Source organism: Micromonospora sp. NPDC020750, from assembly GCF_044334565.1.
Taxonomy (GTDB): Bacteria; Actinomycetota; Actinomycetes; order Mycobacteriales; family Micromonosporaceae; genus Micromonospora.
Window position 1 is genome coordinate 183748 of sequence record NZ_JBIRTH010000005.1, and the last position, 22993, is coordinate 206740.

Annotated in this window: 14 protein-coding genes and 1 pseudogene; 6 read left to right on the top strand and 9 right to left on the bottom strand. The window is 71.5% G+C overall.

What is annotated here, in order from left to right:
* Positions 1-42: 42 nt before the first annotated feature.
* The 4 genes from ACH4T9_RS17430 to ACH4T9_RS17445 form a co-directional block, all read right to left on the bottom strand.
* Complete coding sequence (locus ACH4T9_RS17430) at positions 43-432, bottom strand: hypothetical protein (protein WP_396672421.1); 390 nt, start codon at positions 430-432, stop codon at positions 43-45.
* 149 nt (positions 433-581) lie between these two features.
* Positions 582-1238, bottom strand: a complete 657-nt coding sequence (locus ACH4T9_RS17435) for a response regulator (RefSeq protein ID WP_396672420.1) — start codon at positions 1236-1238, stop codon at positions 582-584.
* On the bottom strand, positions 1235-2593 hold the full coding sequence (locus tag ACH4T9_RS17440) for a sensor histidine kinase (RefSeq protein ID WP_396672419.1): 1359 nt from the start codon (positions 2591-2593) through the stop codon (positions 1235-1237). The genes ACH4T9_RS17435 and ACH4T9_RS17440 overlap by 4 nt, the downstream gene beginning before the upstream one ends.
* A gap of 43 nt (positions 2594-2636) precedes the next feature.
* Positions 2637-4697, bottom strand: a complete 2061-nt coding sequence (locus ACH4T9_RS17445; protein ID WP_396672418.1) for a serine hydrolase domain-containing protein — start codon at positions 4695-4697, stop codon at positions 2637-2639.
* Between the two features lie 341 nt (positions 4698-5038).
* Here ACH4T9_RS17445 and ACH4T9_RS17450 point away from each other — a divergent pair, with 341 nt between their 5' ends.
* The 4 genes from ACH4T9_RS17450 to ACH4T9_RS17465 all read left to right on the top strand — a co-directional run bounded on the left by ACH4T9_RS17450 (position 5039) and on the right by ACH4T9_RS17465 (position 11987).
* On the top strand, positions 5039-6361 hold the full coding sequence (locus tag ACH4T9_RS17450; RefSeq protein ID WP_396672417.1) for an NAD(P)/FAD-dependent oxidoreductase: 1323 nt from the start codon (positions 5039-5041) through the stop codon (positions 6359-6361).
* Between the two features lie 23 nt (positions 6362-6384).
* Positions 6385-7947: an aminotransferase class I/II-fold pyridoxal phosphate-dependent enzyme gene (locus ACH4T9_RS17455; RefSeq protein ID WP_396672416.1), complete on the top strand. Its 1563-nt coding sequence runs from the start codon at positions 6385-6387 to the stop codon at positions 7945-7947.
* Between the two features lie 233 nt (positions 7948-8180).
* Positions 8181-9071: a universal stress protein gene (locus ACH4T9_RS17460; RefSeq protein WP_396672415.1), complete on the top strand. Its 891-nt coding sequence runs from the start codon at positions 8181-8183 to the stop codon at positions 9069-9071.
* A gap of 162 nt (positions 9072-9233) precedes the next feature.
* Positions 9234-11987: a cation-translocating P-type ATPase gene (locus tag ACH4T9_RS17465; RefSeq protein WP_396672414.1), complete on the top strand. Its 2754-nt coding sequence runs from the start codon at positions 9234-9236 to the stop codon at positions 11985-11987.
* Positions 11988-12025: 38 nt separating this feature from the next.
* Here ACH4T9_RS17465 and ACH4T9_RS17470 read toward each other — a convergent pair whose 3' ends face one another.
* Positions 12026-14119, bottom strand: a complete 2094-nt coding sequence (locus tag ACH4T9_RS17470; protein ID WP_396672413.1) for a glycogen debranching N-terminal domain-containing protein — start codon at positions 14117-14119, stop codon at positions 12026-12028.
* 4 nt (positions 14120-14123) lie between these two features.
* Positions 14124-14489 (bottom strand): SCP2 sterol-binding domain-containing protein, encoded by a 366-nt coding sequence (locus ACH4T9_RS17475; RefSeq protein WP_396672412.1) that lies wholly within the window; start codon positions 14487-14489, stop codon positions 14124-14126.
* Positions 14490-14781: 292 nt separating this feature from the next.
* Between ACH4T9_RS17475 and ACH4T9_RS17480 the strand changes: the two genes are divergently transcribed.
* On the top strand, positions 14782-15516 hold the full coding sequence (locus ACH4T9_RS17480) for an SDR family oxidoreductase (RefSeq protein ID WP_396672411.1): 735 nt from the start codon (positions 14782-14784) through the stop codon (positions 15514-15516).
* A 93-nt stretch (positions 15517-15609) separates the two neighbouring features.
* Here ACH4T9_RS17480 and ACH4T9_RS17485 read toward each other — a convergent pair whose 3' ends face one another.
* Both ACH4T9_RS17485 and ACH4T9_RS17490 read right to left on the bottom strand, forming a co-directional pair.
* Entirely contained in the window at positions 15610-17829 is a 2220-nt protein-coding gene (locus ACH4T9_RS17485; RefSeq protein WP_396672410.1) for a S8 family serine peptidase, read from the bottom strand.
* 342 nt (positions 17830-18171) lie between these two features.
* Positions 18172-18675, bottom strand: a pseudogene (locus ACH4T9_RS17490) (flavoprotein); the annotation flags it as partial.
* Between the two features lie 268 nt (positions 18676-18943).
* On the opposite strand from ACH4T9_RS17490, the gene ACH4T9_RS17495 reads away from it, so the two are divergent.
* Entirely contained in the window at positions 18944-21781 is a 2838-nt protein-coding gene (locus ACH4T9_RS17495) for a M48 family metalloprotease (protein ID WP_396672409.1), read from the top strand.
* 109 nt (positions 21782-21890) lie between these two features.
* Here the strand turns inward: ACH4T9_RS17495 and ACH4T9_RS17500 are convergent, their stop codons facing one another.
* Positions 21891-22877 (bottom strand): Lrp/AsnC family transcriptional regulator, encoded by a 987-nt coding sequence (locus ACH4T9_RS17500; RefSeq protein ID WP_396672408.1) that lies wholly within the window; start codon positions 22875-22877, stop codon positions 21891-21893.
* Positions 22878-22993: the final 116 nt, after the last annotated feature.

The window sequence follows — 22993 nt, forward strand, 5'->3', positions numbered from 1 at the left end:
GGCCGAATCGGGCGCCTGACGGCACACGCCCTGGCCGGCGGCCTACGCCCACCAGTTGCCGGAGGTGCTGTCCGCGCCCTGGACGTCGTCGGTCATCTGCGCGTTCACGGTGACCTGGTGGAAGGACTGCCACCCGAATCCGCTGAAGATCAGGATCTCCCAGGCAACCGGACCGCTCGCGCAGGGCACGTCCATGGACGTCATGCCGAACGAGAACGGCATGACCTGCGTCGCCGACACGCTGATGTGCGCGGCACCGGTCGACCCGGTGCAGGTCACCGTGCCGTTGACCTGAAGCTGGTCGACGGTCACCGCGCTGGCCGAGGTGACGGTGATGTCGGCCGTCGCCGCCCGCGCCGGCACGGCGACGGCCAGCCCGGCCGTGGTGAGCACGGCGACGGTCAGCACCCCACGACAGGCCCGTTCGATCATGGTCATCATCCCCTCGGGATTCGCGCAACTGGCGGGACAGGCCGGACCAGCCTAACGAATACATCCATAGATATGAATTTTCCATGACAAATGTACTGACCGTCGCGGCGGCGAGGGGGCATTCGAGTGTGCAACGCGAGGGTGCCCGGTCAGCGCGGGACCAGACCGTTCTGGTACGCCCAGACCACGGTCTGCAGCCGGTCGCGTACGCCGATCTTGGCCATGGCCCGCCCGAGGTGGGACTTGACCGTGCTGGTCTCGATGAACAGCTCACCGGCGATCTCGACGTTCGACAGGCCCTGGGCGAGCAGCCCCACGATCTCCCTCTCCCGCGCGGTGAGCTGGTGGGCCGCCGCGGCGTCGGACGGGGACGTCGGCCTGCGCCGCGCGAACTCCGAGATCACCCGATGGGTGACGGCCTGGTCGACGAGCCCGTATCCGTTGGCGAGGCGGCGGACCGCGTCGATGAGGTCGTCGGGCTCGCAGTCCTTGAGGATGAATCCGCTCGCCCCGGACTCGAGCGCGCCGAAGACGTACTCGTCGAGGTCGAAGGTCGTCACCACGAGCACGGCCGGCGGCGCCCCGACGGCGTCGGCGACGATCTGGCGGGTCGCGGCGAGCCCGTCGCCGCCGGGCATCCGGACGTCCATGCAGATGACGTCCGGGTGCAGCCGGCGGGCCAGCTCGACAGCCGAGGATCCGCTGGACGCCTCCGCCACGACCTCGATGTCCCCCGCCTGCTCCAGGATGACGCGGAAACCGGCCCGCACGACCGCCTGGTCGTCGACGAGCATCACCGTGATCATGCCGGGTCCTCTCCCTTCGTGGCCGTAGCCGTCGAACCGGCTGGCGCGTCGTCGCGTCCCGTCGGCAACGTCACTGTGACAGACCACCCGCCGGTCGGCGTCGGCCCCGCGTCGAACTGCGCACCGATCAGCTGTGCGCGTTCCCGCATGCCGACCAGGCCGACTCCGCCGCCGGTCCGTGCCGCAGGTTCGGGGGCGCGCGTGGCGGGTTCGTTCGACACCCTGAGCGCGACCTCGCGCGGCAGGAAGCGGAGCTCCACGCGCACCGGGGCGCCGGGGGCGTGCTGGCGGGCGTTGGACAGGCACTCCTGCACCATCCGGTACAGCGCGACGTCGGCGATCGGGGACACCTCGCGCCGCGGTCCCTTTCCGACGAACTCGACGGAGGTGCCGAGGTCGCGTGCGGTGCGCACGAGGTCGTCGAGGCTGACCAGTCCCGGCACCGGGGCGTTGTCGTCGTCGTGCCCGGCGCTGTCCCTGTCGACCGACCGCCCCCGGAGCACACCCACGACAAGTCTCAGGTTGTCGAGGGTCTCCTTGCCCTGCCCGCGGATCCACGCGACGCCGGCCTTCGCCGCCGCGGGGTCGCGGTCGATCAGCCGCTCGACCGCCGCCGCCTGCACCACCATGCCGGACAGGTGGTGGGCGGCGACGTCGTGCAGCTCCCGGGCCATCCGGGCGCGCTCCGCGCCGATCGCCACCCGCACCTTGTCCCGGTGCGCCCGGAGCGCGTCGTCCGCCCGCACCCGCACCAGTTCCAGGTAGCGCCGGTGGGTGGCGACGTAGCTGCCGACGAAGGTCGCCCCCAGGTAGGACAGGGCACCCGAGGCGAGGTGGCCGAGTCCCGCGACGAGGATGTCGGGGGCCACCCCGGCGGTGACCGCGATCACCCCCGACGCCTCGGCCACCGCGGCCGCGCCGGCCAGCAGCAGCGCCGTCCTGGCGGGGAACAGGGTGCCGACGGTGTAGGCCGCGACGAGCGGTGCGGCGCCCCGGACCGTCGCTTCGGACGGGACCACCGCGGTGACGACGACCTGTAGGCCGACGACGAGCCCGAGGCAGAGCCGCGGACGTACCCGACGCAGGCACAGCACCAGCGCCTGCACGCAGGCGACGGCGACGAGCACCCGGGCCCGCGCCGGGTCGACGGAGAGCCCCTCGACGGGCGCGGCGAACCGGAGGAACGTCGTCAGCGTCGCGAACGTCGCCACGGTGACACCGGCTGCCAGCAGGCAGTCCCGCGCGAACCGTCCGGTCACTCCGATCCGGGTGAGTCGTTCGTCCAACTGCCGGGTCAGCCCTGGCAAGCCGGGGGTGTCGGCGGGCGCTCGGCCAGCACCGGGGTGATCTGCCATGGCGATCAGCATCCTTCGTCGGGGGTCGGCGCGCGTCGGCGGGTCAGTAGGAGATGTTTGGGGCGAGCAGCATGAACTCGACGGCGAACCATCCCGTACCGGCGAGCGCGAGCAGGATCAGGCCGCTGGCGGCCCTCCGCTGCCAGCCGGCACGGCGGCGGATGTCGTCGACGAGCCGGACGGCGGCGGGCAGCACACCGAGCAGACCGATCAGTTGTAACGCCTGCACGGCCCGCAGGGCGGCGCTCGGGACGTCCTGGAGGCCCATGATGCTCACGATGCTCCACCCCCAGCCGACGAGCGCGAGGACGGCGCTGGCGACGGCGAGGCGGCTCAGGATCCGCGCGGTGCGCCCGGCGGGATCGCGGGGGGCGCGGCCGAGGCGGCGGCGGACGACCGCGCCGACCGGCCAGGACAGGACGGCGAGGACGAGCACGCCCGCCGACGCGGCGATCACCGGGACGGCGAGGGCGGAGCTGCGGGCGGGCTCGACCGGCAGGAGGGCGAACGCGGACTCGAAGCCGATCGCCTGCACCCTGCCGTCGACCGCCCGCATCGAGAGAACGCGCTGCCCGCCGACCTCCCGCCAGACGTGTGGGGTGATCTCCTCGTACAGGGCGGGAGACTCCGACAACGGGCCGGGCTCGAACAGCAGCCGTCCGCCGTCCTGGACGCTCACCGTCGTACGGCCGACCAGGCCGATCGCGGTCAGGAAGGTGCTGCGCATCGCCCGCGAGCTCTCGTAGGTGCCGGCGGCCATCGCGGCGTGCTCGGCGGTGGTCGCCGCGTCGACGGCCCGGGCCGGCAGGGGCTTGGCCGGCGGGAAGTAGCGGTCGGCGAACCCCGACAGGACCGCCTGCCGCAGTTCGTGGCTGTCGATCGCGCCGCGTCCGTTGCTGTTGAGCGAGATGAAGATGCCGGCCCGGTCGTCGGGGTAGATCTGCAGGTGGGAGTGGAAGTACGAGGTGTCGCCGCCGTGGCCGAGGATCCGGTGGCCGTTGCGGTTCTCCTCGAAGAACCCGAGAGTCATCCGGGGGCCGCCGGCGAGGGTGCCGAGCGAGGCCGCGTCGAGCGCCGGCCGATGCATGAGTTCGAGGGTCGCGGGGCTGAGCAGGGCTGCCCCACCGGCCGGTGCGCCGAGGTGGGCGAGCATGAAGCGGGCCATGTCCGTCGCCGGTGCGCTGAGCGCCCCGGCAGGTGGGACGCCGACGGTCTCGAACGGTACGGCCGGGGCGGAGGCCTCGTCGTATCCGTTCGACAGCCGCTCCCGCAGGTGCGGCGGCAGCGGCTGGGCGAAGGTCGACGACGTCATGCCGGCGCGACCGAGGACGTTGCGCTCGACGTACTCCTCGAAGCGCGTTCCGCTCACCCGCTCGACGATGTACCCGGCGAGCGCGTTGCCGTAGTTGGAGTAGGCGGGCACGGTGCCCGGCTCGTAGATCTGCTCGGGCGGGTCGGTCGCCAGCGCCTCGCGCAGGTCGGTTCCGGTGCCCGCCAGGTCGATCAGGCCGCCGACCCGCTCCTCGAACCCGGCGGTGTGGGTCAGCAGGTGCCGCAGGGTGACGGCCCGGTCGTAGCTGCGGGGCGGGGTGAAGTCGAGATGGTCGCGGATGTCGGCGTCGAGGTCGAGCGCGCCCTTCTCGACGAGCTGCATGACGGCGGTCGCGGTGACGAGCTTCGACACCGACCCCACCCGGAACAGGTGCCGGTCGGGGTCGACGGGCACGGGGACCGCGCCCTCGTCGGTGCCCGTGTCGGCGTGGCCGTATCCCCGTGCGGTGAGGATCTTCCCGTCGCGGACGACGGCGACCGAGGCTCCCGCGATGCCGGTCCGTTGGAGTGCGGCCGGGAGCAGGCCGTCGAGCCAGGCGTTGACGTCCCTGCCGCTCAGAGCGGCCGGGTCGGTCGACGCGCCCGGGGCGGCCGGGGCGCCGACGGGCGGGGCCGGGTTGGTCGGCGACGTGCCGGCGCCGCAGCCTGCGACCGCCGTCGCGGCGAGGGCGAACAGTGTCGCCAGGAACGCCGCGCGGCGCGAGGGGCGGGACCCGGATCGGGGTGGGCGGGGTCGTGCGGTGAGCCGAACGGGTGCGTCTGCGTGGAACATGGTCGTCTGCTGCCTTCCGAGGCTCTCGGGTGTCCGGAGGAAGTCCGTTCGGCGTCACTCGAATGCCCTTGGCACAGCCTGCTGGAGCAGCGCCGCCGCGCCATCTGGCGCAGGGACGCAATCGGTTTGCGACCTGAGTAGGAGACGGTGGCGCCACGAGCCGGCCGCGAGGCAAAAACCCCGACCGCTCGGCGATCCCCTTCGGTCCACTGTGTACGGTGGCGGTCTAATTCCCGCTCGGCCGGCGACCTTCTGGGCGGTTGCCGGGCCGCACCGGTCGCTGCCGCGCCGGATGGTCGGCCGGCTGGGCAGCCGAACCCCCATCGGAGGAACTGCGAATCATGTACGACGCGATAGTGGTCGGCGCCCGCTGCGCGGGTGCCTCCACCGCCCTGCTGCTCGCCAGGCAAGGGCACCGGGTGCTCGTGGTGGATCGGTCGTCGTTCCCCAGTGACGTCATCTCGACACACTTCCTGTGGCCGCACGGGATGTCCTACCTCAACCGCTGGGGCCTGTTGGACCAGGTCACCGCGGTCACCCCCACGCACACGAGCATCGACATCGTCAACGACGGCATCCGATTGACCGGATCGGTGCCGACGGACCTGCTGCGCGAGTACTTCCGGGACCTGCACGGCGACGACTCGGGCGTGGTGCAGAGCTACGCCTCCGTCCGCCGCCGGGTGCTGGACGAGATCCTCGTCGAGGCCGCGGCCAAGGCCGGTGCCGAGGTCCGCACCCACTGCACCGTACGGGAGCTGATCGTCGAAGACGGCCGGGTCGTCGGGGTCCGGGGGCGAGCGGCCGACGGCCAGGTGTTCGAGGAGCGGGCCCGGATCGTGGTCGGTGCCGACGGCCGGAACTCGTTCGTCGCGCGCGCCCTCGATCTGCCCAAGTACGACGAGCGGCCCCGGTGCACGTTCGCCTACTGGAGCTACTGGTCCGGGTTCGATCTCGGGTCCGGGCAGATCCACCGGCGTGGCCGGCTCGGCTGCGCGGTGGTGCCGACCAACTTCGCGCAGAACATGGTCCTGGTCTGGGGGCCGAGCGAGTGGTCCCGGGAGTTCCGCGCCGACGTGCCGGGCAACATGCAGCGGGCGCTGGACTTCGTCAGCCCCGAGCTGGGCGAGGTGGTCCGCACCCGGGGGACGCGCCAGGAGCGGATCTACGGCACCCTGGACCAGTCGGCCTTCCTCCGACCGCTGCACGGGCCCGGCTGGGTGCTCGTCGGCGACGCCGAGTCCGCGAAGGACCAGTGCACCGCGATCGGCATGACCCACGCCTTCCGCGACGCGGAACTGGTCAGTGCCGCCCTGGACCGGTGGCTGACCGGGGAGGTGTCGATCGACGAGTCGATGGCCGCGTACGAGGGCCGCCGCCGCAGCCAGAACGCCGCCGCCTACTACGACTACGTGTGCACGTTCGCGGAGATGCAGCCGTACCGGCACGACGAGCTGCAACTGTTCCTCGCGTTGCGCGGCAACCAGGAGGAGACCGACCGGTTCATCGCCACGCACGCCGACGTCGCCCCGGTCTCGGAGTTCTTCCAGGCGTCCAACCTCTTCCTGCTCAACGACGCCGCGAAGGAGTCCTCGGCCGACTACGCGGTCTTCGACGACTTCGCCGCGACGTCCCGTATGTACCAGCAGAACCTCTTCGCCTGATGCCGCACCAGGGAGCCGACACCGTGACCATCACCGACCTGCACCAGCGTGACGACGGCGAGCTGATCGAGGTCATCCTGCACGCGGCCCGGCGCCGCGACGTCGAGGCCATGGCGCGTACCGCGGCCGAGGTCTCCGAGATGACCCGCAACTGGGCCGTCCACATCCCGTGGGACGACTTCCCGACCCTCGACCGGTCCGGGGCCGACGGCGAACTCGCCCAGATCGTCGCGGACCTGACGGAGATGTGGGAGCCCGCCCACCTGCGCAACCCCGTCGACCCGGACGAGGAGTACGCGCTGGACAAGAACGCCTACGACTTCTACCGCCCCGCCGGCCGGAACCTGCTCGCCCGCACCGAGGACTTCTACGGCTGGGTGCAGGCCCGCCGTCGTACGGAGACCTGGCAGTACTCCCGGGTGCTGGAGGCGGCCCCGGACAGCATCGCCGAGATCACCAACGACCTGGGCCGGCGGACCCGGGGCATCAACTTCAACTCGCAGGACTACCTGTCGTTCAACACCCACCCGGCGATCCGGGAGGCGGCGGCCCGCGCGATGCGCGACTACGGTCCGCACAGCGCCGGCTCGCCGATGGTGCTCGGCAACACCCGGATCTCCGACGACCTCGAGGCGGCCCTCGGCGACCTGGTGCGGCTCGACCACGTGACGCTCTTCCCGACCGGGTGGGCGGCAGGCTTCGGCGCGGTGGTCGGTCTGGTCCGCCAGTCCGACCACGTGCTGATCGACCGGCTCGCGCACTCGTGCCTTCAGCAGGGCGCCCGGGCGGCGACCCGCAACGTGGTGCGCTATGAGCACCTCAACGTCGAGGCGGTCCGCCAGCACCTGGTCGACATCCGGTCGCACGACACCCGCAACGGCATCCTGGTGGTCACCGACGGCCTCTTCTCGGTGGACGCCGACTGGCCGGACCTGGTGACCCTCCAGCGGGTCTGCCGGGAGTACGACGCCACCCTGCTGGTCGACGTCGCGCACGACCTCGGCTCGATGGGGCCGGGCGGCACTGGTGTGCTGGGGACGCAGAACCTGCTCGGCGAGGTCGACATCGTCATGGGCGCCTTCTCGAAGACGTTCTGCTCCAACGGCGGTTTCGTGGCGTCGAACTCGCCGGCCCTGAAGCAGTACATCAAGATGTTCGGCGGCTCGCACTTCTTCTCGAACGCGCTCTCCCCGGTGCAGACCGCGGTGGTCCGGGAGGCCACGCGGATCATCCGGTCCCCCGAGGGGGACGCGCTTCGCGCCCGGCTGTTCACCGCGATCCATGCGCTCCGCGACGAGCTGACCAACCGGGGCCTGACCTGCATGGGGGAGCCTTCGCCGATCGTCCCGCTGCTGATCGGCAACGAGAAGCTCGCCCGAACCGCGAACCGGCTGCTCTTCGACCGGGGGGTCCTCGCGTTCATGGTGGAGTTCCCGGTCACGCCGACCGGCTCGTCCCGGTTCCGGCTCCAGGTACAGGCCGGTCACGGGCCCGAGGAGGCCCGGGAGGCGGCCCGGATCATCGAGGGCGCGATCGCGGACTCCCGGGCGTACCTGTCCAGCGCGTTCGGCAGCGCCCCCCGGTAGTCCGCGGGTGGGGCACCGGGCCGCCACGAGGCCCGGTGCCCCACCCGGCCTCGTGACGGCTCACCGGCGGCCACCACCGACATCGACGACGGGACGAGGGGACGAGAGTTGACGCAGGTCACCCCGGTTGGGCCGGCTGCCGTTCACCACCCGCGAGCTGGGTAGGCTGGATCACCAGCCTGATCAACGTCAGGGCGGGTTGGGACAGCAGGAGCCCAAGGAAGGGAGCTGTCATGGACAGCAGTGCCCCGGTCGTGGTGGGTGTCGACGGTTCTGCCATCGCGCTGGACGCGGTCCGCACCGCTGCTCGGGAGGCTGCCAGCCGTCGGCGCCCCTTGCGGGTCGTGCACGCGTTCATCTGGCCGCTGATGCGCGTCACGGTCGATCCGGCGCCCGGCGCCCCGGCCGGTGCCGGGCTGCGCAACCAGGCCGAGCGGTACGTCGCCGAGGCGGTGACCGAAGCTGGCAGGATCGCCCCGGAGGTGGAGGTCACCGGCGCGGTGGTCGACGGTTCGCCGGCTCCGGTGCTCCTCGCCGAGTCGCGCGACGCTTCGTTGCTGGTGCTGGGCAGCCGCGGCCTGGGCGGCTTCGCCGGGCTGCTGATCGGCTCGGCCACTGTGCAGTTGTCCGCCCGCGCGGCGTGCCCCGTGCTCGTGGTGCGCGGCGAGTCGCGCGCCGACGGCCCGGTGGTGGTTGGCGTGGACGGCTCCGAATTCACCACCGAGGCGATCGAGTTCGCGTTCGATGAGGCGGCCCGCCGGGGTGTCCCGCTGGTGGCGGTGCACGCCTGGCTCTACCCGGCGCCGCTCGGCCCGGGTGACATCCTGCCGCTGGTGTACGACCTGGAGGCGCTCGCCGCGGAGGAGGAACGCGCTCTCGCCGAGTCCGTGGCCGGCTTCGCGGCGCGGTACCCGGACGTGCCGGTCCAGCAGCGGCTGATGCGGGGCTCACCGGCCGGAGTGCTGGTGGAGGAGTCGAAGACGGCCCAACTGGTGGTTGTCGGAGCCCGCGGCCGGGGCGCGCTCGCCGGCCTGCTGCTCGGCTCGGTCAGCCACGCCGTGCTCCAGCACGCGCACGCTCCCGTGGCCATCCTCCACCACCGGGGTGCCACCGCCGGGAGCTGACGCCCCTGGCCCGACGCCGCCTCGATCCAGCACCGGCGACCAAGAACGTTCGGAGCGGACAGGGGCCGACGAACGATCGGGTCACCGCAGTAGCCGATGCCCGCCCACGGCAGTCTTGATCTTTGCGGGGTACGGAGGGGTATGGCCGGGAATGATGGGACAATGGCCCAATCAGCGACGCAGGCGCACGCCTGGTACGCCGTTCCCGCCGAGCACGTCGTCCGGGACTTGGGAGTGGACCCGGCGACCGGCCTGTCGTCCGAGGAGGCGGCCCGCCGGTTGGAGCGCCACGGTCCGAACCGGCTGACCGAAGCGGCGCGGGAGTCGCGGTTGCGCGCGTTCCTGCGGCAGTTCCAGGATGCGTTGATCCTGATCCTGCTCGTCTCGGCGCTGGTCAGCCTGATCGTGAGTCGGGAATGGGAGACACCGGCCGCGATCGCCGTGGTGGTGCTGTTCAACGCGACGATCGGCTTCGTTCAGGAGTCGCGGGCGGAGGCGTCGCTGGAGGCGTTGCGGCGGATGCTGGTCACGACCGCGACGGTTCGCCGGGACGGGCGGCTGGTGCGGCTGGACGCCGCGCAGTTGGTGCCCGGGGATGTGATCGCGGTGGAGGCGGGCGCCCGGGTGCCCGCCGACAGCCGGTTGCTGACGTCGGCCTCGTTGGAGGTGCAGGAGTCGTCGCTGACGGGCGAGGCGCAGGCGGTGGCGAAGGCGGCGGACGCGCAGATCGACGAGCGGGCCCCGTTGGGAGACCGGACGACCGCGCTGTTCATGAACACCATGGTCACCCGGGGTCGGGGGGCGGCCGTGGTCACCGCGACCGGGATGGCGACGGAGACCGGCCGCATCGCCGGCATGCTGCAACAGGCGAAGCCGGGACCGACGCCGCTGCAGCGCCAGATCGACACGCTCGGGCGAACCCTGGCCCTCGTCGCCGGCGCGGTCATCGTGATCGTGTTCGTGCTGGGCCTGGTACGCGGGCAGGACTTCGGGGACCTGTTCATCAGCGCGGTGTCGCTGGCGGTGGCCGCCATCCCGGAAGGGCTGCCCGCGGTGGTGGCGTTCACGCTGGCCATGGGCACCGGCCGGCTGGCCAGACGCGGCGCCATCGTCAAGCGGCTGGCGTCGGTGGAGACGCTGGGAAGCACCTCGCAGATCTGTACCGACAAGACCGGCACGTTGACCCTCAACCAGATGACGGCCCGGGAGATACTGCTGGCGGGTCGGCGGTTCACCGTCTCCGGGGAGGGCTACCGCACCGACGGACGGATCCGCACCACCGACGGTTCTCCGCTGCCCGGGACACTCGACGAAGCGTTGATCGCCATGGCGCTGTGCAACGACGCCGTGCTGCGTGACGGCGACCTGGTCGGCGACCCCACCGAGGGCGCCATGGTGGTGCTCGCCGAGAAGGGCGGCATCGACGTAGCCGGCCTGCGCCGTGAGCGCCCCCGGCTGCTGGAGATTCCGTTCGACGCCGACTACAAGTTCATGGCGACGTTCCACCGATGGACCGACGAGCACGGCCGCGAGACGATCCGGTCCTTCGTCAAGGGCGCCCCGGACGTGCTGGCAGCCCGCGCCGACCGCCACCTCGGCGGTGCGGAGATCCTGCCCTTCGACGATGCCGCCCGGGCCCACTACGACCAGGCCAACGCGATGCTCGCCGAGCAGGGCATGCGGGTGCTGGCGGTCGGCGCGCAGGACTTTCCGGCGGATGGGTTCGAACCCACCGATGACCCCAAGGACATGCTCGATCGGGTGGTCCTGGTCGCGCTGGTGGGGATCGTGGATCCGCCCCGGCCCGAGGCGCGACAGGCCATCGCCGAGTGCCGGGCCGCCGGCATCCGCGTCCGGATGATCACCGGGGACCACGTCGTCACGGCCGGCTCGATCGCCGCCGAGCTGGGCATCCCGGGGACGGCGGTGAGCGGCACCGACCTCGATCGGATCGAGGACGACGCCGCGCTTGCCCGCCGACTCGACGACATCGGGGTGATCGCCCGCGTCTCCCCCGAACACAAGATCCGCATCGTTCGGACGTTGCAGGCCCGCGGTGACGTGGTGGCGATGACCGGCGACGGGGTCAACGACGCCCCCGCGCTGCGCAGGGCGGACATCGGTATCGCGATGGGCCGCACCGGGACCGAGGTCACCAACGAGGCTGCGACGATGGTCCTCACCGATGACAACTTCGCCACCATCGTCCGCGCCGTCCGCGAGGGCCGCGGCATCTACGACAACATCGTCAACTTCACGCGCTTCCAGGTGTCGACCGCGTTCGGCTTCGTGCTGACGTTCCTGGTCGCGTCGCTGACCGGCATCGCCGGCGGCACGCCGTTCACCGCCCTGCAGATCCTCTTCGTCAACCTCGTCATGGACGGCCCACCGGCGATGTCCATCGGCGTCGACCCGATCAGTCAGGACGCGATGAGCCGGCCGCCACGGCCCGCCGGCGAGCGTATCCTCACCCGGCACCGGCTCGGGCGGATCCTGCTGGCCAGTGCGGTGATGGCCGCCGGCACCCTCGCGGTTCTGGTGCTGGCGCCCGGCCCCGAACCCGCGCCGGGGCTGGCCACCGTCGCCGGCACCATGGCCTTCGTCACCTTCGTGTTCTTCCAGGTGTTCAACCTGCTCAACGTCCGGCACTTCAGCCGCAGTGTCTTCGCCCGCGAGACACTGCGGAACCCGTCGGCGTTCATCGCCGTCGCGGTCGTCGTCGGGCTTGTGGTCCTGGTCGTCGAGATGGATCCCCTGCGCCGCTTCTTCGCCACCGTCGACCTCACCTCCGGCCAGTGGCTGGCGTGCGTGGCGGCGGGCTCCACCATCCTGATCGCCGGTGAGCTCGACAAGGCCTGGACGCGCGCCAGGCTCCGCCGCCGGAGCACGGCGCAGACGTATGCGGGGACCCCCTGACCTTCCGTCGGAGATCCGGTGGCGACCACACCCGGGTTCTACTCCAGCGAGGGTGCGAGACGGTGGCCTGTGTCGTCGGTCGGTAGGTGGTCCGGGCGGTGGCGGGCGAAGGCGTCGACCTTGCCCCAGCGGCCGGGGATGTCCAGCAGTGCGATCCGCCTGAAACTGGGTGGCAGCGCGGGGTTCACGGCGAGATGGTCCTCGTGGGGGTCGATGCCGAGCATGGTCCGGATGAGCAGCAGAGAGGCCCCGCTGGACCATGCCTGGGGGCTGCCGGCGGTCGGGTAACGGACCGGGTATCGGGTGGTGTCACGGGCGAAGCCGCCGAAGGCTTCGGGAAGCCGACCTTGGAAGTAGGCGGCGGCGTCGATGATGCCCTCGGCGATGCGGCCAGCCTCGGTGGCGAATCCGTAGCGGCGCAGACCCCAGGCGATGAACGAATTGTCGAACGGCCACACGGTGCCGTTGTGGTACCCGAGTGGGTTGTAGCGGCGTTGCCCCTCGGCCAGGGTGCGTACTCCCCAGCCGGAGAACAGCGCCGGGCTCATCAGGTGCTCGACGACCTGCCCGGCCCTCTCCGGCGGGACGATGCCGCTCCACAGCAGGTGTCCGATGTTGGAGGACAGACTGTCGACGGGGGTGCCGTCGCGGTCGAGTGCGAGGGCGTAGTAGCCGCGGTCGTCGATCCAGAAGTCCCGGTTGAAGCGGTCCTTGAGCGCCGCCGCCTCGCGTTCCAGCCGGTCGGCCAAGGCCGGGTCGCCCCAGAACGTACGGGCCAGCCGCGCCCCGCGAACCTTGGCGTCGTAGGCGTAGCCCTGCACCTCGCAGGTGGCCCTGGGGAAACCCGGCAGTCTGCCGTCGGCGTAGGAGATGCTGTCCCAGGAGTCCTTCCAGCACTGGTTCTCCAGGCCGGTGGCCCGGTTGCGTCGTTCGTACGAGACGTAGCCGGTGGACGTCAGATCCGCGTACTGGTCGATCCACGCCAGGGCCGCTCGGGCCTCCTGCTCCAGCTCGATCACCAGCGCCGCATCGCCGCTCCACCGTTCGTACTCGTCGAGCAGCACCACGAACAGCGGCGAGGCGTCCACGGTGCCGTAGTACGGCGAGTGCGGCTGTTCCTCGAACGCGGCCGACTCGCCGTAGCGCAACTCGTGCAGGATCCGGCCGGGGTCCTCCTCCAGGACGTCGTCGGTCCGGGCGCCCTGTAGTGAGGCGAGGATCCGCAGTGTCGGCGGGGTCAGCGACGGCGTGACGGGCAGGGTCTGCAGGCAGGTGAGCAGGCTGTCCCGGCCGAACAGGGTCATGAACCAGGGCAGCCCGGCCGCGGGTACGGTCGAGCCGCCGAGGGAGAGCGGGGCGAAGCGCAGCGCCGCCAGGTCCACCAGGCTGCGCTGGTACACCTGTTGCAGCGCGGTGTTCTCGGTGTCCAACTGCGGGGCCGCCGCGACCCACGCGCGCACGCTCTCCGGCAGGGTGGACTCGTCCGGACGCAGGGTCCGTACCGCGGAACGGAGGTCGACGCCGTCCGGGCGCAGCGCCCGCATGACCACCCGCAGTTGCGTCGACCACTGTTGTCCGGGCCGCACCCGAGGCCTGAACCGGAGACCGTGCGGATCGAAGGTGGTCGGCTCACTCGCCGACACGGACACCTCCCGCTGGAACGTGCCGCGCCGATAGCCCAGACGCAGCTCGTCCGGACCGACGTGGGTGTAGTAACTGCCAGCCTTGTCACGGATGTCGAACTTGATGTCGAAGATGTCGGCGAAGTCGGCCGCCACCTCCCACCGCACGTCGAGGTCGACGTCCTGCTCGCCGTAGTTGAACACCGTCAGCGACTCGGTCAGATCCGGCCCGATCCGCCGCCGCCGGATCGCCGACACGTCAGCCTCCACGTAGTCGACCCGCCCGCCCGGCACCACGAAGAACGCCACCTCGTAGTACTGGCTGTCATCCACCGACAGCGCGGTCAACCGCTCGCCGTTGACGGTGAGCACCCATCGGGACAGGAAACGGGTGTCGGCGGCGAACAACCCGACCGGGGTGGCGGGCGAGGCGTCCACGTCACCGCTGGCGTCCGACACGATGAAGGTGCTTCCGTCGATGCACGACACGGTGCCCGGAGTGTCCTCCATCGGGTCACTTTCCTCCGCGGTGGGCGACTGCTTGCCGCTGTGCGGCAGGCGGCACCGGGAACAGCCGACCGATCCGCAGCGCCAGGCCGAGGTCCCCGTCGACCAGGATCTCACCCCGCGTGATCGCGGCGAGGCCGTTCAGCTCACCCCGCGCCATCGCATCCGCGACCTCGGCAGACGTGGTGATGACGGTCCCGGCGGGACCAGCGTCCCGCGTCACCCGCAACCGCCCATGATCAATGTCCAGCAGCCACTGCTCCACCCGATCCCCGTCCCGGATGTCGAACCGGACGTTACCGCGCACCTTGCAGAACCGTGGGTCTTGGCCAACTTCGGTCAACCGCGTGAAGAAGGCGCTGATCGCCGTCATCCGACCTCCACAGCCGTTGGTAAGGGCGCACGCCGCCTACCCAGCGCACGCGGGTCCTAACTCTCGGCGGGTGGCGGGAAAGTGCGCCGGTGCCTGCGGAAGTTCGGCGCCGCGCCACGATCGCCGTCGTCGGCGGGCGAGGCGGCGGGGCACGCCGAGCGGGGCGGCCTGCCGGTACCCGACGGAAGGGCAGGTGGGGTGGCCGTGCACATCAAAGGTCTTCGTTTGATCTAATCCGGTCTCCGGCGCAGCCCCACCGCGACGGCCCTTCAGGGATCAAGGAGAGCTAATCATGACCGTCTCGCAGCGTGTCGCGATCGTCACCGGCGGCTCCCATGGTATCGGCCGGCGGACCGTGGAACGGTTGGCGGCGGACGGCTTCGCGGTTGTGCTCAACTACGCCACGAGCAAGGTCGAGGCGGAGCAGGCCGTGGCCGAGGTCATCGCCGCCGGCGGAGACGCCGTCGCGGTGCAGGCCGACGTCGCCGACGAGTTCGCGGTGGCCGACCTCTTCGACACCGCCGAGCGGACGTACGGCGGGATCGACGTCGTCGTGCACTCGGCCGGGATAGCGATGCACTCCCCCATAGCCGAACTGGATCTCGCAGACCTGGACCGGGTGCACCGCACCAATGTCCGCGGCACCTTCGTGGTCGACCAGCAGGCGGCCCGCCGGGTCCGGCCCGGAGGCGCGATCATCAACATCTCCAGCACGACGCCCCGGCTGTCCCTGCCCGGTTACGCCGCCTACGCCGCGAGCAAGGCCGCGATGGACTCGATCACCCTGATCCTGGCCCGGGAGCTACGGGGGCGCGACATCACCGTGAACGCGGTCGCGCCCGGCGCCACCACCACCGCGCTCTTCCTCGAGGGCAAGGACGAGCAGGTGATCGCCCAGATGGCGGCGATGTCGCCGATGAACCGGCTCGGCGACCCGAGCGACACCGCCGACGTGGTGGCCTTCCTCGCCGGCCCGGCCCGTTGGATCAACGGCCAGGTGCTGTACGTCAACGGGGGCGCCGCCTGAGCCGCCGGAGCAGGGCCGCACGCGTCGATCCGGAGCCCCGGCCTGGGCCGGAGCTCCGGACGTCGGGACCGGCGGGAACCGGTCGGCGTGGTGTTACAGGGCCACCGTCCAGCTGTTGATGTAGCCGACGTCCCCGGCGGCGGCGTCCTGCACCCGCAGCGTCCAGGTGCCGGCACGGACCTCACTGGCGAGGTTGACCGTGTACGTCTGGTTGATGTTGTCGGCCGAACCACCGGTCCGGTTGTGCAGGGCGTAGACCGAGCCGTCCGGCGCGACCAGGCTCACCACCAGGTCACCGATGAACGTGTGCACGATGTTCACCGCGACCGTGCTCGTCGCGCTGGCGTTGCCGGCGCAGCCGGCGATCGCGATGGTGCTGCTCACCGTGCTGTTGTCCGAGATCGTCACGTCCGTGTCGCTGGTGCCGTTGCAATCCGGGGTCACGGGGCCGTCGAGTTTGAGCGTCCAGCTGTTGAGGTAGCCGAAGTCCCCGGAGGCCGCGTCCTGCACCCGCAGCCGCCAGGTGCCGTTGCTGGTCTCGCTGGAGAGATTGACCGGGTAGGTCTGGTTGATGTTGTCGGCCGAACCACCGGTCCGGTTGTGCAGGGCGTAGACCGAGCCGTCCGGCGCGACCAGGCTCACCACCAGGTCACCGATGAACGTGTGCACGATGTCCACCGCGACCGTGCTGGCCGCCGAAGCGGTGCCGGCGCAGCCGGAGATGGTGACCGAGCTCTCCACCGTGCTGTTGTCCGAGATCGACGCGTCCGTGCCGTTGGTCTGCGAGCAGCCCGGCGGGCCGTTGACCGTCAGCGCGTACGAGGTGCTCTGGGTGGTCTCCGGGCCGGTGCCCCTGATCGTCACGGAGTAGGTGCCCGGCACCGTCGTGCCGGCGGTGCTGAGCGTCAGGGTCGCCGAGCCACCCGAGGTGACCGATGACGGGCTGAAGCTCGCGGTCACGCCGGCGGGCAGGCCGGACGCGGTCAGGGCCACCGTCTGCGGGCTGCCGATCGTCGTGGTCGTGCTGACCGTCGCGGTGAGCGAGCCGCCCGGGTTGACCGCCCCGGCGGCCGGTGCGACCGCGATGCTGAAGTCCTGGGTCGGCGGAATGATGTTGCCGGTGTAGAGCAGCTTGTTCGGCGAGCCGGTGCCACCGCCGGTCACCACGTCGCTGGTGGCGTCGTTGTACAGCTTGTCGCGTACCTGCTGCGGGGTGTACGACGGGTTGGCGGCGAGCACCAGCGCGGCGGCGCCGGTGACGTGCGGGGCCGCCATCGACGTGCCGCTGATCGTGTTGGTCGCGGTGTCGCTGGTGTTCCAGGCCGAGGTGATCGACGACCCGGGGGCGAAGATGTCCAGGCAGGTGCCGTAGTTGGAGTAGCTGGCCTTGGCGTCGGTGGAGGTGGTGGCGCCGACGGTGATCGCGGTCGGGGTGCTGGCCGGCGACTTGGTGCACCCGTCGGTGGTCTCGTTGCCGGCCGCGACGCCGTAGCTGACGCCGTCGGCGATCGAGGCGGTGACCGCGTCGTTCAACGCCTGGTCGAGGGGACCGCCGAGGCTCATGTTCGCCACGGCCAGTTCGCCCGGGTCGTGGTCCGCGGTCACCCAGTCGATGCCCGAGATGACCTGGGCGTAGGTGCCGCTACCGGCGTTGTCCAGCACCCGCACCCCGACCAGGCTGACACCCTTGGCCACCCCGTGGGCGGTGCCGCCGACGGTGCCGGCCACGTGCGTACCGTGCCCGTTGCCGTCGTCGGCGCTGCCACCGTCGATGGCGTCGAACCCGGTGACCGCCCGGCCGCCCAGGTCACTGTGGGTGAACCGGATGCCGGTGTCGATGATGTACGCCCGCACACCCGCGCCGTTGTTCGGGTAGGTGAAGGTGTTGTTCAGCGGGAGGATGCGCTGGTCGATGCGGTCCAGGCCCCAGGACGGGGTGGGCGTCTGGGTGCCCGCGATCGACACGGTGCGGTTCTGCTCGACGTAGTTGACCGCCGGGTCGGCGGCGAGTCGACGGGCCTGTTGTGCCGACAGCCGCGCCTCGAAACCACGCACAGCGTTCTGGTACGTCCGGGCCACCGTGCCGCCGTGCCGGGCGGCGAGGGCCTTGGCACTGTCGATGACCAGGGAACGGGTCACCATGGTGTCCTTGAAGACCACGATGTACGAGTCGGCGACGGCGGTGGCACCGCCCGCATGGAGGATCTCCCCCTCCGCCGGCGCCGCCATCGCCGGTGTCCCGAGGGCCACCACTGTGGTGGCCGCGGTGGCCGCCAGTCCAAGACGCCAACGGCGCCGAGACGAACCTGTCATCCTTCCAGCCTCCTTACGATCCCCGGTCGACGCGCTTGTGACACATCGACCGACAACGCTGCATCTGCCTGACACAGATGCTAGGGCCAGGAGGCATCGATGGTTAGATATGTGATTCGGACTCGCACTGCCGTACGCTGTCCTCCGATTACAGGAATCCCGGATGGGAGCGCCTTCGTTGCCAGAGGGAAATCATAGACCTTCGACAATGGCTCGATTGTCGAGCCATTACGCGACAGCCGCGCGATCCGCATCTCCTGCGGGGTCAGGCTCCGGCCGCGGGTGGTGGATGCCCGCCGACCGGATGGCCGGCGGGCACCGTGCCGCTGTTGGTGGCGGGCGTCAGTCGGAGCAGCAGCCGCCGGTCCGGGCGGCGGGGGCGGCGTTGAGGGTGACCAGGCTCGGCGGCGCAGCCAGGAGGCCGCCGGAGATGCCGGTGGCCAGGCCCCGCCCGGCGGGCTCGGCGGCGGGGGTCGGTCCGCAGCAGTCGTCGCCGGTGGAGTCGGCGGGGTTGCTGTTGCACACGCCGGTCTCGGGCAGGTCGAGCTGGACGTCCCGGGCGGCGTCCCAGGTCCCGGCCAGCGCGGCGACGACGGAGCGGACCTGCTCGTAGCCGGTGGCCATGAGGAACGTCGGCGCCCGTCCGTAGCTCTTCGCGCCGACCGCGTGGTAGCCGGCCTCGGGGTGGGACAACTCGTCCACGCCGTGCGGGGGGACGGTGCCGCAGGAGTGCTCGTTCGGGTCGATCAGCGGTGCGAGGGCGCGGGTGGCGCCCATGACCGGGCCCAGGTCCAGGCGCAGTTCGGTGGCGATGGAGTGGTCGGGGCGGAAGCCGGTGGCGGCGACGGCGGGACCCTGACCGGCAAGCTCGTCGTCCTCGGCACGGAAACGCCGGTGTGTTTTCTCGACGCCAATCAATAGGATCAGCGACGGCAGGTGACGGCGACACCACGGGGGTCGGAAATGGAGCCGGTAGCGCGACGCGCGGACGAACGGCTCGGCACGGGCCGCCCAGCCGGTGGCCGGCTGTCCCTGGCTGGCGACGCCCCGTCGGGGTCGGTCGACCAGGCCGGCGGGCGGTAGCCCCACGATGTCGGCGCCCCCGGACCCGACGATGCCAGCGGAGTCTCCGCCCGCGCACCAGCGGCTGTCGAACGCGGGTACCCTCCCGCGGTTCGTCCTGTTGATCGTCCTCTTCGTGGGGACCGCCGCGGTCATCACGGCCAACCTCATCAAGGCACGCACCGACCCGAACGGCGTACGGGTCGGCTGCGGGCTCGCGGCCGGAGGCGACCCGGGCCTGAGCGACCTCGACGTGAGCTTGCGGACGGTCGACCAACAGTCCGCGTTCGAGACCTGTGTGGACCGCTTCGTGCCGGCCCTGGCGTGGTGGTGGAATCCTGCGGCGCTGCTGTTGCTGGTGGTCTGCGCGGCGGTGCTGTACTGGGTGCTACCGATGTGGAAGGGGCGGCGGGGCCGGGTCGTGCCGGTCGAGCAGGTCGACGGCGACGGCGGGCTGACTGCCACCCTGGCGGAGTTGGTTGCCGTGGCCGGGTTGCGCCGCCCACCCCGCTTCGTCATCGCTCCCGCCGTGCCGACCACCGGCGCTGTGGTCTTCGGCCGGCTGCGCCGCTACACCGTCTGCCTGGACGGTGGCCTGGTCGCCCAGCGCCACCGTGAGCCCGAGGGCTTCCGGGCGGTGGTGTTGCACGAGTTGGCGCACCTGCACAACCGCGACGTCGACATCACGTACGCGACCGTCTCGCTGTGGCGGATCCTGCTGGGGGTGGTCGTCCCCCTCGATCTGGCGTACATCGCGGCCGTGAGCCTGCCTGACACGGCCGGCTCGTACATGGCGACGCGGGAACAGTCCCGGGTGGCGCACCACGTGGCGATGCTGGCCGTCACGATCGTCCTGGTCTACCTGGCGCGCGCGGACATCCTGCGCAGCCGTGAGTTCCACGCCGACCTCACGGCCCGGCGCTGGGGCGCGGACGTACGGCTCTGGGAGGCCGCCGCCGGGCCGGAGGTGGCAGAACGGGCCGCCTCCCCCCGGTTCGCCACGAGGCGGCTGGTGGCCGCCGGGGCCTCGCTCTGGCACACCCATCCGAGCTGGGAGCAGCGGCTCAGGTCATTGGCCGATCCGGGGGCGTTGTTCACGCCACGGGCGCTGCCTTTCTTCCTGACCGGCGCGACGGCGACGATCGCCGCCACCAGGATGCCGGCGCTGCTGTCCCTGCTGGGGGTCACCGGCAGCTGGGAGAGCTGGGCCGTGGCGGTGGTCGTCGCGGTCCTGGTCACCACGACCACCGGGCTGCTGCTCTGGCCGGCCGTGACCCACGCGGCGCTCACCACCGGCCCGGCACCCTCCGGGCTACCGGCCGGCTGCTGGCTGGGGGTCGGCCTGGTCGTGGGTGAGCTGGCGGTCGGTCGCACCGGCAGCGTCTGGGACCTGCTCCCCGAGCAGCCCGTCTTCCTGGTGCTGCCCGTGCTCGCGGGGCTCGCGGCCGTCTGGTGGACGGCGGAGTACGCCCAGGTCTCGGCCGCCGGGACGACGGGTGCGCGACGACGCTGGCCGCTGCTGGTGGGGCTCGGCGTGAGCTGTCTCGTGCTGGCCCTGTGGTGGCGATGGTGGGAGGCCCAGGGCACCATCCTCGCGGGCGGTCTCCTGTCCTTCAGCGGCGATCTCGTCGACGCACACGAGCAGAGCCTGACCGGCGGCCACGGGTACGAGGGACCGCTGCTGGCCCTCGCTCCCGGACTACCGGTGCTGCTGGCCCTGAGCAGGAGCCCGGAGCTGCTCTGGACCACCGGGGCACTCTGGGTCCTCCCGTTCCTGGCCTGGCTCCCCCGCGCCACCGGCCCCATCCGGCCGCGACCGGTCCTGTCCGCCGCCGGGATCGGTGCGCTCTGTGTCACGGTGGCGGCGGTGGCGGCAACCGCCGCCCTGCGGGTGTGGTCGCCGGTTATCGCCAGTCGGGAACAGACCCACCTCGTCGCCTACGTGACGTGGCTCATGGTCGTCGTCATCGGTGTCATGTGGCTGGCGGCCGGGGTCACCGCCGCGCTGGCGGACCGCTGCCCGCTGATCCAGGCCCTGGTCGTGGCGGGCGCCACCGGGCTGGCCGGGCTGGTCACCACCGCCACGCTGGCCTCGGTCGACGGTTGCGTCCGTCCCCTCACGATCCTGGCGTCGTCGTGCCGGCCCGATCCCCTGGGCGGCTGGTCGTTGTTGACGTTGCTGGCTCCGACGACGTTGGGCCTGGGCGTGTTCCTCGCCGTCGCGGTCGCCGCCCTCGGCACGCTGGCAGGAAGGACGCTCCGCCGGTTCCGCGCCCGTGCCGCGGTCGCCCGGCGGGCCGGGGACGACTCCCCCGCCCCGGTCCACCCCAGCCGGCTGACACCGCGCCGGGCATTGGTGGTGGCGCCGTGTTTGTTGATGGCGGCGTTGACCGCCGCCGTGACCGTGTCCGACCTCCGGTCACCTGCCTCGACGCCCACCGCCTCCGCCGCGCTGGCTCCCGTGCTCAGTGCGCAGGCCACCTCACCCACGGTGCGGGCGGCGCAGGTGCACGCCTGGCGGGCGCTCGGCGGGGACGAGCGGGCCGACGAGGTCCTGACCGGCCTGCTCGACGTGCTGCGGCGGCTCGATCAGCTCACCGCCGACGGGACGGACCGGGCACTGACCGACTGGGCGTTCATCGACACCGAGGTGCGGCCCCGCTGCGTCGACCTCTCCGAACGGGTCGCCGGCGCCCGCCGGTACTTCCGCCATCCCGACCCGCAGGGCCAGGCTGCCTGGAATGCCCTGCTGACCAGGGCGGGGCAGGCGGGCGGCGCCTGTGACCTCGCCATCGGGCACCGGGACCGGGCCGGGTACCTCACGGCGATCCGACAGCTGGTGTCGCTCGGGCGGGACGTGCCCGACATGGGGAAGGCGATCTTCCGCTGAGCGGGTCCGCCAGGCCGGAGGACGCCGTCGCGCAACGGCTCGCGGCTGTCGGCCGACCCCGGGCACCGGGCCCTGATCCGGTCGACGCGCGGACCGTCCTGGCGTCCGGTCAACGAGGGCTCGGCATGAGCGGCAGGACCATCCCCGCCCGCTTGACGGAACGTAGGGCAACGGCGATGTCCGCGTGTTGCAGGCCGGGCAGCTGGCCGATGGTGCCGGACAGGAACTCGTAGAGCGCGGCGTCGTTCTCCAGCGCGACCTCGCCACACAGGTTCCGGTCCCCGGTCGTCGCGGCGATCATGAGGACGGCGGGGTGCTCGGCGAGCAGTTCACCGGCCTGCCCGAGCTGGGTGGGGTTGATGCTGAGGAAGATGAACGCGTTCACCGTGAGCCCGACCACGCTGGGCTCGACAACCGTCCGCATGCGCAGGAATCCGGCCGCCATCATCGCCTCGGCCCGCCGCCGTACGGTGGCAGGGCTCGCGCCGCACCGCTCGGCCATCTGCTGCCAACCCTGGCGGCCGTCCTTGGCGAGGCTGGCGACGATCATCTCGTCGAGCGGGCTGAGCCGCTGCGGCGCCTCGACGAGCGATTGTTCGTCCCATCGATCCGTCCGTTGCGCCCGTAGCCTGTCGACCACCTCCGCCGGCAGCAGGCTCGGGCTCCAGTTGTGTGGTGTGGCGAACCTGCGGATCACCTGGTTGCTCCAGACGGCGAGGACGCCGTCCAGGCCTGGCAACTGCTTGAACATGAGCTGGAGCAGGTGCTCGTTGGAGGTGTAGGAGACCTCGGCCAGGCAGTCCACGCTGCCGGTGAGCAGCTTGACCGATCCGCATTCCTCCCACCGGGCCAGGTGCTCGGCCGAACGGCTGGCGGCGTCCGGACGGCAGCGCAGCCGGACGAACAGTGATCGCGCCCGGCGGGTCGCCTCGCCGTCCATGACGCCGATGACCCGGACCGCTCCGCTGCGGAGAAGCCGCGGGATCCGCCGGGACACGGTCGCCTCCGAGGTGAACACCGCCTCGCCGATCTGCGCGTGGGTGGCCCGCGGGTGAGCGAGCAGCGCGCCGACGATCCGGCGGTCGAGTTCGTCCAAGGATCCGTCTATCCCGTCACCTGAGCGGTTCTTCATACCGGAATCTTGCATCTCACACCACGATCTTGACAATCTGCCTCGTGCCTCCGGCAGACTCTCGTCCACGGCTACCAAGG

Coding starts and splice junctions, on each gene's coding strand:
- ACH4T9_RS17445 (WP_396672418.1), bottom strand. CDS start 4,697: ATGTTCCACGCAGACGCACCCGTTCGGCTCACCGCACGACCCCGCCCA.
- ACH4T9_RS17450 (WP_396672417.1), top strand. CDS start 5,039: ATGTACGACGCGATAGTGGTCGGCGCCCGCTGCGCGGGTGCCTCCACC.
- ACH4T9_RS17470 (WP_396672413.1), bottom strand. CDS start 14,119: ATGGAGGACACTCCGGGCACCGTGTCGTGCATCGACGGAAGCACCTTC.
- ACH4T9_RS17495 (WP_396672409.1), top strand. CDS start 18,944: ATGCCAGCGGAGTCTCCGCCCGCGCACCAGCGGCTGTCGAACGCGGGT.
- ACH4T9_RS17440 (WP_396672419.1), bottom strand. CDS start 2,593: ATGGCAGATCACCCCGGTGCTGGCCGAGCGCCCGCCGACACCCCCGGC.
- ACH4T9_RS17475 (WP_396672412.1), bottom strand. CDS start 14,489: ATGACGGCGATCAGCGCCTTCTTCACGCGGTTGACCGAAGTTGGCCAA.
- ACH4T9_RS17480 (WP_396672411.1), top strand. CDS start 14,782: ATGACCGTCTCGCAGCGTGTCGCGATCGTCACCGGCGGCTCCCATGGT.
- ACH4T9_RS17460 (WP_396672415.1), top strand. CDS start 8,181: ATGGACAGCAGTGCCCCGGTCGTGGTGGGTGTCGACGGTTCTGCCATC.
- ACH4T9_RS17435 (WP_396672420.1), bottom strand. CDS start 1,238: ATGATCACGGTGATGCTCGTCGACGACCAGGCGGTCGTGCGGGCCGGT.
- ACH4T9_RS17485 (WP_396672410.1), bottom strand. CDS start 17,829: ATGACAGGTTCGTCTCGGCGCCGTTGGCGTCTTGGACTGGCGGCCACC.
- ACH4T9_RS17465 (WP_396672414.1), top strand. CDS start 9,234: ATGGCCCAATCAGCGACGCAGGCGCACGCCTGGTACGCCGTTCCCGCC.
- ACH4T9_RS17430 (WP_396672421.1), bottom strand. CDS start 432: ATGATCGAACGGGCCTGTCGTGGGGTGCTGACCGTCGCCGTGCTCACC.